Source organism: Arthrobacter sp. K4-10C (assembly GCF_059090085.1).
In genome coordinates this window covers 140,309-151,745 of record NZ_JBNHFI010000003.1, presented here as the reverse complement: position 1 = coordinate 151,745, position 11,437 = coordinate 140,309, and the positions used below count along the sequence as shown (strand labels likewise).

Below are 11,437 nucleotides of genomic sequence, written 5' to 3'. Positions count from 1 at the left end.
ATCTGGGAAGAGCGCCCGGGCGGGACCGCGTTGCCGTACCGTCGGTCCTCCCACATCCAGCGCCGGAATATTCAGCATTCAGTAGCAGTTGTGCCATGTGGCCGGCCTCCACAAGGAGGCGCGTCAAGTAAGGAAGAGGTTCACCGTTCAGTGACCATCGCAGAAAACACCGCGTCCCAAGTGCGTGATGTGATCATTGTCGGCTCCGGTCCGGCTGGTTACACGGCAGCCGTCTACACGGCCCGCGCCAACCTCAAGCCCTTGCTGCTTGCCGGCTCAGTAACTGCCGGTGGTGAACTAATGAACACCACCGACGTTGAGAACTACCCGGGCTTCCCCGACGGCATCATGGGACCGGACTTGATGGAGAACTTCGAAAAGCAGGCCGCGCGTTTTGGCACGGAGATCCAGTTTGAGGATGTCACGGCGTTGGATCTCGAGGGACCCGTCAAAACCGTGACCATCGGGACGGGGGAGACCTTCCAGGCGAAGGCTGTCATCCTGTCCACTGGCTCCGCCTACCGCGAGCTGGGTCTGCCAAACGAGAAGCGGCTCTCCGGCCACGGCGTGAGCTGGTGTGCAACCTGTGACGGTTTCTTTTTCAAGGACCAGGACATCGCCGTAATCGGTGGCGGCGACTCTGCAATGGAGGAGGCCCTGTTCCTGACCAAGTTCGCAAAGTCGGTCTCGGTGGTCCACCGCCGCGATTCACTGAAGGCGTCGAAAATCATGGCGGACCGGGCCCTGGCCCACGAGAAGATCAACTTCATCTGGAACAGCACGGTGGAGGACGTCCTAGGTGAGGACAAAGTCACCGGCCTCAGGTTGAAGAATCTCCTCGACGGAAGTGAGTCGGACCTTGCAGTCACTGGTGTGTTCGTCGCCATCGGCAACGATCCCAGGACGGACCTCGTGAAGGATATCCTGGCATTGACTCCAGAGGGAACCATCGCTGTAGAGGGACGGAGCTCCAAGACAAGCATTCCGGGTGTCTTCGCTGCCGGCGACGTTATTGACCCCACCTACCGACAGGCCATCACGGCATCGGGCTCAGGGTGTGTGGCTGCTATCGACGTTGAGCACTACCTGGCAGACCTGCCCGCATAATCAGCAACTTAGGAACCGAGGAGAAAGAGAACGTTATGAGCAATGCAAAAGACGTAACTGACGCAAGCTTTGGGACAGACGTCCTGTCCTCTGAAAAGCCGGTAATCGTGGATTTCTGGGCAGAGTGGTGCGGACCGTGCCGGAAGCTCGGTCCGATTCTGGACGAAATTTCCGTGGAGTACAGCGAGAAGGTTGATGTCGTCAAGGTCAACGTCGACGACAACCCCTCCATAGCAGCCGAATACGGCATTACTTCCATCCCCGCCGTTTACCTCTTCCAGGGTGGTGAGGTGAAGAGCACTGTCATCGGTGCCAAGCCAAAGCAATTCTTCGAAAAGGAATTCTCGGACGTACTGTCCTAGGAAGCTACTCCTGGTTCGTCCGTTGGAGGAACAAGTGGTCACCACCTTTAGGTGGTGGCCACTTTTGTTTGGGCCGCATATGTCAAGAAGGGCTGGGCATTTTTGCGATCGGCCTTGCCAGTCGTCGCGGATCACGAGGTTCTGTCGTCCTGTTTCACGTGAAACGGAATGAGCGAAGGAATGATGGCACCCGCGCGAGACACGAAACCCGGTCGTCCTTTGCACCCGGCTCCTACATTTAGCCGGCCACTGCTGTTGGTCCCTGGCATGGTCGCGACAGCAGAAGCAGCCGCCTATACCGATACCGCAGAACCAATTGCCACTGCGGAACGGTAGGTTGTCGATTACGCGCGCCCTGCCCATTTGGCAGGCCCATCCCCGTACGCCTCCCCATTAAGGCCCGGTGAGTACAAAAGGAGTAGCGAACCGGCGGTTGAAAAGGCCCTGTTGCACCTGCGCGCTGGAACTATCCGCGCCATTACCACTCGACAAACTCAATTCAGATTGCACGGGACTTCTAGCGGGGAATACCGCCTGACATGCCTGCGGAGGCTGCGGAGTCGGTCCGATGTTATGGGCACTAGGCACCTTGCGTACTCCGGGCAACGCCATGATTGGCCCTGGTCATTACACCAGAGGATATGGCCACCAGAAGCTGCCCACTTCCTGTTCGACCACCACGTTTCACGTGAAACGCGCAGAGGTCCCGCCGAACCGCACGCGGTGACACTCGTCACTGCACGTGCAGATGCACCGTGCAGGGCGGCGACGCTCGGGTCGGCAATTTTGCTGGTTATGCGCTTTGGTCAGCCCAAGGGCTCCTGCAACACTCCCGGCCCGTCCCTGCCACGGAAGCAATACCCACCCCTCAAGTCACTATCTCAGCTTGACCCCCGACGGTTATAGATCCGACTGGCTTTTGCTGCCAGTGCTCCGGCGACTCTGCACAGCCTGGCTGACCAGATATGTCGGATGCCTAACAACTCGCCCACGGCGGCACATCGCGGAGTTGGTGTCTTAGGGGAACGACAAAGGCCTACGAAGGTCCCGCACCGGTTACGGATCTTGCATTTGGCAATATGCGCAGCCCAGGAGTGCTCGCCTGGGTCTGCAAAACCGAGCCTATAGGCGGCACTTTTGAACTACTGATTGGGCACGGACGCTTGCGCTGGCTTCAAGGTTTGGCGCATCGGCGTCGGGTGGCTGTAGAGCTACGCAGACCGCATGACAGTCCTCCCCACACGGCCGCTAGTTCGGGCGAGCAGCTTGCGAACAGCTCAAGCATACGGTGGCACCAATCGGGCGAGCTTATGCCCTCATCATCAAGTACCGGGGTCCTGTCCGTCGGCACCATTAGCGACAGGCAGGATGAGTGACTTCCGAATCCCGTTTCACGTGAAACATAGCTGGTAGCTGCAGTTGAGTTTGTCCGTGAGAGCCAGCAACCGCTCGAAGTCCAGGTCGGGCACCGCGGATTGGGGGGTCGAATGCGTCGTACCCTTACACGCTGGAGCACACTCAATCACAGAACAGGGAACTAATAGCTCGCTCTGAGAATGCTAGCCTCACTGTCGTTAAAAGTATCCGCTCCAAGGGTCCGCATGAAGATGCGGATCTAGCAACCCACGACCATAGAACCTAGGCAGTGCCCCGGAAAAGGCGTCGCACCCCAACAAGCCGTCCACCTCCCACGAATGTTCTTATACGATCGGGCTCTTCTGCTCGCACCCTCCGCAAGGCCCCCTTCATCTTGGCATGCAGGAAGAGCGGAGGTAGGAAGGCACAGCCAACCAGATGGATGTACAGCTACACCTGCCAGTCGGCAGCCACTTCCAGCAACGCACCAAGAGCGGAAGTCGCCGGCAGAAAGCCCCGCGTCGACGCTCGTTGCAGCTGCCGCAAGCACTAGAGCGGGGGTAATCACGTCGAGTAAGGCCGATCACCTTTGAGTAATCCACAAGCTTATCCACAGCCCGGTTCGCCGCTATGCACAAGGTTATCCACAGTCGGTTCCAAGCAAAGGATCCGCTGCCTAGGCCCGGCCAGGGGGAGACGCGCTTACCGGCGCGAAGTTGGGTGCCCTCCGGGACACAACACTGCCATCGGACCTTTCGCTTTATGCTGTCCGTTGCCCGTTCCACGCCTGGCAACACGCCCGGTATCAACTCTATTAGGGTGTAAGCGCCCCATGAAGCGCGCTCTTTTGCCATCAAAAGGGCCTGCATCGTTTCACGTGAAACGGAAGGTTCTCACGGCCGGTCGCATGATGAACGTGTGCGATGGGGATGCTCCCATCACAGGGAGCAAAATTGTCCCCAGCTCTCCCTATCTGATCGGCTCCTACCCGGGGTTATCCACAAAGTTATCCACCACGATATCCACAGGTGTATCCACGGTCTGCTACCTGCGTCGTGGACTGAATCCGTCACAGCTGTGACCAGCTTGGATCCGAATTGCCCCAACCATATGATCCTCCGTTGCCATGCCTCCCTACCCGACGCATGGAACAGCGGCCTTGATATCCAGCTGGGCGGTGGCTCCGTTGCTCGGTCAGGTGGTCGCTCGCATCTTAGAAAGGCGGTACTGGAAATGGGTACGGTGTGGGCGTGTCCTAGTAGACCGTCGTCGGCAGGGGGAGCTGCACCAATCGTAGGAGCGGGTAGAAGTATGTCGCTGACGGTGGTTCCGGTACGTCTGTCATCGCGCTGGCCATCATGGATCAGGAAGGTACCGACAGATCGGCCGCCGCTACTGCCCCTAATCGGCTGGGTTTACTTCCCGGATCAACTACGAGGTACAGTGCACGATGGGGCATTGGTCCACCTGCCCGTCCATGTCCTCCGCCGCTAGCCCCGTAGCGCTCCGTACATCGTCAGAATGGTTTAGGCGTCTACTGACGCCGGCAAGACAAGCAGGGAACACGCACCGGTTCATATCAGTTGTCCGGTCCGGTACATGCACTGCGCGTTAGTTCAATGACCAGTTTCTCAGCACCCGCTTGGCTTCAGCCCGGTAGTGTCAGCGGCGTATTGGGGGTACAGTGCGCCGGACCCGCCGGGGTGTGCCTGATGATAAGTCTTACCGCCGACACCGGCGGATCGCGATGGTCAATCCTTACTACGCGTCGGATGGTCACCATGTGTTTCACGTGAAACGTTGGTTTGCGGCTTGCTGGCAGGCTCTGGCGCTAGGAGCTGCGCTCAAGTGCGGCGCTGGCTTCTGGCTTCCCATTCATTGAACCTGCTGCGACGACGTTCGTCCGGCGGAGGGTACCCCGTGCGCCTTCCAAAGCACGGAACTATCACGGTCACGAATTCGAGCAGGCGGCTCCCCTGGACGTCGAATGCACAAGCGGATGGTTCCAACATCGCAGCGTGTCGCCCTCGTGCCCTACCCAAGGCGCTAGATTGCGATCGGTCCTGTACACCCGGCCTCTGCTCCCACGGGGCGGGGGCGGGTGTTTCACGTGAAACACGCCTACGCGGAGGCGCATTCAGGCGCAGCGACCGCCTTCTTCCCGGAAACTCAGCTGATAAGGAGAATGTGATTCTCCGCGTATCCACGAGGACCAGCAGAAGGCGGTGCCTTCAAAACGCCCGGCGCCTGTCTCGCGCATGGGAAAGCACTGATTCGCCAGTACCAGGTAGGACGCGGGTAGCCTACGTGCAATCAATTGCGTAGTAGCACGGCACGCACACCGCTGGCGCAATGGTACACCGGCGCGGCATATTGCTCGCCCCCGCGTCCCGGCGACCACATTTGCGCCACCCCACAGCCCAATGGGGCGCGGCGTCCGCGGTTGGCTCGTAGCCGGCTGCCGCCGCTGCGGAGACTACTTGCGACTGGGCCCGGGGGACATAGACACCTTTCATAGTGGTGCTTCAGTAGCAGTGACTAGTACAGCCCAGTACCCAACCTGCTTATAGCCGATGTTCGGCACCTATCCTAGATGACGCCGTGGCCGTTTCACGTGAAACAGCACGGCAATAGAACGCCGCCAACGCTACTGGAATTGAGCAAGCGCTGGTGGGTGTTGAGAACCCGTGGCGACTTTCCGGATGCACCGCAGTGGCCTTTGACAACATGCAAGTCCAAGTCAGCATCTGGGGCAGTAGCACGTTACAGCACGCAAAAGGCCCCGATCTGACAATCGGGGCCTTTTATGATGGATCCTAGTTCGTCGATCCAGGTGCCAGCACATCCATAATGCGGTTCAGGTCCTCTACGCTCGCAAACTCGATGCTGACCTTGCCTTTTCGCACCCCGAGGGAGATTTTCACGTTTGTGTCCAAACGATCAGACAACGATGAAGCAAGGTAGTCGAGCCGCTCATGTCGCGCGCCAGGACGGGGGATGTTGTTCTTCGCCGGCTTAGCGGGGTCTTGGTACAGCGTTACAGCCTCTTCAGTAGCGCGCACCGACATGCCCTCCGCAACGATCTTCTGCGCAAGGCGTTCCATGGCCGCCGCATCCGGAAGGGACAGCAATGCCCGGGCGTGACCGGCGGAGAGCACACCGGCTGCAACCCGACGCTGCACCAACGGCGGAAGCTTCAGCAAACGCAGTGTGTTCGAAACCTGCGGACGTGAGCGTCCAATGCGGTCCGCGAGCTGCTCGTGGGTGGTACCAAAGTCTTCCAGAAGCTGCTGGTAGGCCGCCGCCTCTTCCAAGGGGTTCAGCTGGCTGCGGTGCAGGTTCTCCAGCAATGCATCGCGAAGGAGGTCGTCATCGGTGGTATCCCTGACGATTGCGGGTATGGTTTCCAGTCCCGCAGCCTGCACAGCACGCCAGCGGCGCTCACCCATGACGAGTTCATAGGTTTCGCTACCCTCTTCTGTTGATTTGCGGACAACAATTGGCTGGAGGACTCCGATTTCACGTACCGAGTGCACGAGCTCGGCCATGTCGTCCTCGTCGAAGACAGTTCGTGGCTGCTTGCGGTTGGGATGGATGTCAGAGACCGGAATCTCCGCGAAACGGACGCCCGGCACCTCAACCAGCTCAACGCCGTCGTCGAACTTGGCCTGCACTTCAACAGGCTCCGGTGCTGGCTGATTTGAAGCGCCGTCGGCGGCAGCTCCCGGCTGGGGCTGCGCACCGTCAGAAGGCATGTTGGTCGCACTCTTCCGCGCCGTGCCCTTTGAAGCCCCGGAAGCTGAGGAGCTGGCGGGCTTCTTCGCCCCGGGATCACCGGAGGTCCGGGAAACAGGCGAAGAGATCAACTTTTCCGCAACGGATTGAGCACTGCCTGCAGGCGCAGTATCCGAGGCATCGGTTTTCTTTCGACCCTCAGGAAAAAAGAGATCGACCGGACGGGACACGGCTGCACCGTTTCCCTGGCCGTTGGACGCGGCGGAACTTGGAATCAGCGCGCCAAGACCGCGGCCTAGGCCCCGTCGCTTCTCGCTCATGGGTAAATCCCTCCAGTGGTAGAACCAGGCAGAGCCGGTTCCGGTCGTTGCAGTTTGAAGATTCTAGCGTTCTGCTATTTCGGCAGCGGCTTCCAGGTAGGACAGGGCACCACTGGAGGATGGGTCATACGTCATGACAGTCTGTTGATAACTCGGTGCCTCGGATATGCGCACCGAACGCGGCACCACGGCAGACAGCACCTGCTCCGGGAAGTGCGTACGCACCTCGGCAGCCACCTGCGCCGCGAGGTTGGTACGGCCGTCATACATGGTGAGCAGAATGGTGGATACAACCAGCTCGTCATTGAGGTGCTTTTGGATCATTTCGATATTCTTGAGGAGCTGGCTGAGCCCCTCAAGCGCATAGTACTCACACTGAATGGGAATGAGGACCTCGCTGGCAGCGCAGAAAGCATTGACTGTCAAGAGTCCCAGGCTTGGCGGGCAATCGATGAAGATGTAGTCGAGCCGCTCCTCGCCGTTCTTGGCACGCGTCTTGGCATAAACGTCGATGGCCCGGCGGAGCCGTTGCTCGCGGGCAACCAGCGATACCAGCTCGATCTCGGCGCCTGCCAAATGTATGGTGGCCGGTGCACAGATCAGTTTCTCGATGTCCGGGCACGGAGCTACCACGTCTGCCATGGGCACGTCATTGATCAGGACGTCGTAGATGCTGTCGACGTCTGCGTGATGTTCGATGCCCAAAGCTGTGGACGCGTTGCCCTGCGGGTCGATGTCGATCACCAGGACGTTCAGCCCCGCCGCTGCCAAGGCCGCCGCGATGTTCACGGTCGTGGTGGTTTTGCCCACGCCGCCCTTCTGGTTGGACACGGTGAAGATCCTGGTCTTCTCCGGGCGGGGCAGTTGGCGGCCCATGAGGCGTTCGCGGCGCTTCGTTTCGTGCGCCAGTTCCCGGGCGATGGGGCTGGAATCATCCATCGCATCAATGATGTTTGATCGACCAGCAGTGGTTGTTTCACGTGAAACAAGGGAGGCAGAACTGCTGTTCACAACCGATTGGGGATGATTCCCGCCACGGCCGGGGGCCATACCCGGACCAGCGACAGAACGTGCCGACCCCAATGACACAAACGGCGGTATCCGTTGTGCGGAGGCTTCACTACTGGTCACTGGGGCACACTCACTCTCGTTCAGCCAATTTTTGCTGCCGTTGACTAGCCTAACTGCTGGACCCGGCAGACTACGGATACCGGGCCAGGACTAGGGCTTCTTTTGGGACTTGTTTACAACGATGCGTACTACCGTGGTGGGCTCCTCAAGCAGGTTGTCACCTACGGTGAGGACCGACGTCGCAACGCCGCCCAATTTGCGGATAACCTTCGCAGCCTTCTCGATTTCCTCGCCCGCGCTGCGGCCCTTGATGGCGACGACTTCCCCGTGTCCCGCGAGAAGCGGGATGGTCAGCCCTGCCAAATTACTCAGGGCGGACACCGCGCGTGCCGTCACCACATCGGCCTCCACCTGCCCTACAGCGAGTTCGGCGCGTGTCCGCATTACCGTGACATTGTCCAGCCCAAGGTCGTCCACTACTTCCTGCAACCAGATCACCCTGCGCTCCAGGGGCTCGATCAAGGTCAATTCCAGGTCGGGCCGCGCTATCGCGAGGCAGAGTCCAGGCAGGCCCGCACCGCTGCCGACGTCGGCCACGTGGCTGCCTTTCGGGATCTCGCTTTCAATGACGGCACAGTTCAGGACATGCCGACTCCACAACCGGGGGACTTCCCGCGGGCCGATAAGGCCCCGTTCAGTACCGGACGTGGCAAGGTGCTCAACGTAGCGCTTTGCCAGATCAAGACGGTCGCCGAAAATTTTCTCAGCGGCAAGAAGTTCAGCTGCCGTGATGTCAACCATTATTAGCGGGCCAGCAATTCTCTAGTCTGCGGATACAACGATATGGCGTCCGCTGCCTTCACCCTCGGACTCGCTGACGAGGCCCAGGTCCGCAACGGCGTCGTGGACAATCTTCCGTTCGTAGGCGCTCATCGGCTCCAGTGCCACGGACTTTCCGGTTTCCTTCACGGTGGCAGCGGCGTCCTCTGCGATCTTCTGAAGGTGGCCGGTGCGCTCCTGCCGGTACCCGTTGATGTCGAGGACAAGCCGCGACCGGTTCTCAGTGGCGGACAGCACCGCGAGCCGGGTCAGTTCCTGCAGGGCTTCAAGGACTTCGCCGTCCTCACCCACAAGGCTGTCCAGACCGTCAGTTTCTTCCTCAGCGACGATTGAGATGTAAGTACGGCCGTTTCGGACCTCGATGTCGATGTCGCCGTCGATGTCTGCAATGTCCAGCAGTTCCTCGAGGTAGTCGGCCGCGATGTCGCCTTCCTCTTCAAGACGGCTGACAGCGGACATCTTGGGGGCGGAAGTCTCGTTGTCCACAGACGCGTCCTGTTCTTCGATCATGTCTTCAGAAAGGGCGTGCTCGGTGCTCTCGGCTGACATTACTTCTTCTTCCTGTTCTTGCGCTGGGGCTGGACACGCTGGCCCTTGGGTTCGGCGACGGCTGCTGCTGCGGCGGCGTCAGCCGCCTCATCCTTCTTGCCGCTCAGGATGGACAGGGCCGGAAGGCCCTTGGCCGCACGGCGTTCGGCGAGGGCCTTGGCGGCGGGGGATCCCGGCGTCGGCATCCGGCGGATGACAAAGAACTGCTGGCCCATGGTCCACAGGTTGGTAGTGGTCCAGTAGATCAGGACGCCGATGGGGAAGTTGATGCCGCCGACGCCGAAGACGATGGGCAGGATGTACAGCATCATCTTCTGCTGGCGCATGAAGGGGCTGGCCATGGCCTCTTCGGACATGTTCTTGGCCATGATCTGCTTCTGCGTAATGAACTGCGAGGCCGTCATGGCCAGGATCATGAGGATGGAGAGGATCCACACGGCTACGACGTTGCCGCCCGGGGGCGTGCCATGGAGCAGCGTCGCCGAGAGCGGAGCACCGAAGATCGTGGACTGGTCGAATTGCACCACCTGCTCGTGGCTCATCGCGCCGATGCCCTCACCTTCACGACTCGCCGTCGAAATTCCGGAGAGCACGGTGAACAGCGCGAAGAAGAACGGCATCTGGATCAGCATCGGGAGGCAGGCAGAAAACGGGTTGGTGCCGTGCTTCTTGTACATGGCCATCTGTTCCTGCGCCATTGCCTGGCGGGACAGCTGGTCAGTCTTGCCCTTGTACTTGTCCTGGAGCTTCTTCAGGTCAGGCTGCAGCAGCTGCATGCCGCGCTGCGCCTTGATCTGCTTGACGAACACGGGAATCAGGGCGGCACGAATCACCAGCACCAGCCCGATGATGGACAGCGTCCATGTCCAGCCGGAAGCTTCCGGCAGCCCAATGGCCGTCAGTCCCTCATGGAATCCCACCATGATGATGGACACGAGCCATTTGAACGGAAACATGATTGTTTCAAAGAAGTCCATACTTATCCCTATTCGTCAGGCCGCACTGCGGCCTTCTCCATCAGTCCGAGCAGCCAGGTACTTGTCCGGGTTGTTCAGCACAACAATTGTGGGGGCCTGGCTCTCCGGCCAGTCCCGCTTTCCGGCGGGGACATGGTCCACACCGCCGGCATTCCATGGATGGCAGCGGCCCAGGCGCCTGACCGCGAGCCAGCTTCCCTTGATGGCGCCATGGACAGTGACCGCTTCAAGGGCGTAAGCCGAGCATGAAGGGAAAAAACGGCAGACCTGCCCGTACAAGGGAGAAATCACCTTGCGGTAGGTCTGGAGCAACACGATGAGAAGGTTCCGGGGCAGATTCCACAGGAACATCACGACGACGGCGGCTACAGGACCGAGACGGGCGACGACGGCGGTGGCGTTACGCACGCGATGTCCCCTCCTGTGTTGTACCAGCCGAACCGTTGGCGGCAGCCTGTGTGTGGCGGCCGGCCAGCCGGGTCAGCGTCGATTCCAGTGCAGCGTTGTAGTCCTTCAGCAGCTGGTCCCAGCTGGCAGAAGCGGACGCGGGAAGCGCCCGGACCACTATGGTGAAACCGGTGCCATGCTCGCGCAGCGAGGCCGCACCCGCTTCCCTCAGTCTCCGCTTAACGAGGTTCCTGACCACAGCGTTCCCTACACTCTTGGAAACGATGAACCCGATCCGGCTGGGTTCGTCGGCAGCAATGGCTGCCGCATATAACACTACGTTCCGGCGCCCATTGCGGACACCGGAACGTACAGTTGTTGAAAAATCGGTTGCAGTCCTCAAGCGGTTGCGGGCGGCCAGCACCTTAAAACTCGCGAAGGAATGTCTACCGACAAGTCAGGTATTTAAGCCGACAGCTCAGTGCGGCCCTTGCCACGACGGGCCGCCAGGATGGCGCGGCCGGCACGGGTACGCATACGAAGGCGGAAGCCGTGCTTCTTGGCTCGACGGCGGTTATTCGGCTGAAAAGTCCGCTTGCTCACGTTAGTTACTCCAGTGGATCAAAGGTGCGCCCACCCGATCAGTATGGGGAAGAACTGGCCGACGCTAAGTTTTGTATATGTACGCTTCCCCCGGCTGCCCAAGCGCGGAGCGCCTGGAGATTCAGATGGG

10 protein-coding genes are annotated in these 11,437 nt (G+C 60.0%); 2 read left to right on the top strand and 8 right to left on the bottom strand.

Annotation, left to right across the window (positions count from 1 at the left end; translation table 11 throughout):
• Positions 1–150 precede the first annotated feature (150 nt).
• Positions 151–1,107, top strand: coding sequence for a thioredoxin-disulfide reductase (trxB, locus tag AC5RUU_RS05235; RefSeq protein ID WP_493974153.1), 957 nt, complete (start codon positions 151–153; stop codon positions 1,105–1,107).
• Positions 1,108–1,142: 35 nt separating this feature from the next.
• Positions 1,143–1,469 (top strand): thioredoxin, encoded by a 327-nt coding sequence (trxA, locus tag AC5RUU_RS05230; RefSeq protein ID WP_138137210.1) that lies wholly within the window; start codon positions 1,143–1,145, stop codon positions 1,467–1,469.
• Between the two features lie 4,172 nt (positions 1,470–5,641).
• Here the strand turns inward: trxA and AC5RUU_RS05225 are convergent.
• The 8 genes from AC5RUU_RS05225 to rpmH form a co-directional block, all read right to left on the bottom strand.
• The gene (locus AC5RUU_RS05225; protein WP_493974152.1) at positions 5,642–6,880 is read right to left on the bottom strand and encodes a ParB/RepB/Spo0J family partition protein; all 1,239 of its coding nucleotides are present in this window, start codon (positions 6,878–6,880) and stop codon (positions 5,642–5,644) included.
• Positions 6,881–6,943: 63 nt separating this feature from the next.
• Entirely contained in the window at positions 6,944–8,011 is a 1,068-nt protein-coding gene (locus AC5RUU_RS05220; RefSeq protein ID WP_493974151.1) for a ParA family protein, read from the bottom strand.
• Positions 8,012–8,101: 90 nt separating this feature from the next.
• Positions 8,102–8,752, bottom strand: coding sequence for a 16S rRNA (guanine(527)-N(7))-methyltransferase RsmG (gene rsmG, locus AC5RUU_RS05215; protein ID WP_493974150.1), 651 nt, complete (start codon positions 8,750–8,752; stop codon positions 8,102–8,104).
• A gap of 21 nt (positions 8,753–8,773) precedes the next feature.
• Positions 8,774–9,340 (bottom strand): Jag family protein, encoded by a 567-nt coding sequence (locus tag AC5RUU_RS05210; RefSeq protein WP_493974149.1) that lies wholly within the window; start codon positions 9,338–9,340, stop codon positions 8,774–8,776.
• Positions 9,340–10,317: a membrane protein insertase YidC gene (yidC, locus tag AC5RUU_RS05205; protein ID WP_493974148.1), complete on the bottom strand. Its 978-nt coding sequence runs from the start codon at positions 10,315–10,317 to the stop codon at positions 9,340–9,342. Before yidC ends, AC5RUU_RS05210 begins: the two co-directional genes overlap by 1 nt.
• 15 nt (positions 10,318–10,332) lie before the next feature.
• Entirely contained in the window at positions 10,333–10,725 is a 393-nt protein-coding gene (yidD, locus tag AC5RUU_RS05200; RefSeq protein ID WP_493974147.1) for a membrane protein insertion efficiency factor YidD, read from the bottom strand.
• Positions 10,718–11,128 carry a ribonuclease P protein component gene (gene rnpA, locus AC5RUU_RS05195; protein ID WP_493974146.1) on the bottom strand — a complete coding sequence of 137 codons (411 nt, stop codon included), beginning with the start codon at positions 11,126–11,128 and terminating at the stop codon, positions 10,718–10,720. Before rnpA ends, yidD begins: the two co-directional genes overlap by 8 nt.
• 41 nt (positions 11,129–11,169) lie before the next feature.
• A complete protein-coding gene (rpmH, locus tag AC5RUU_RS05190; protein WP_003800212.1) occupies positions 11,170–11,307 on the bottom strand; it encodes a 50S ribosomal protein L34 in 138 nt (45 codons plus the stop codon).
• Positions 11,308–11,437: the final 130 nt, after the last annotated feature.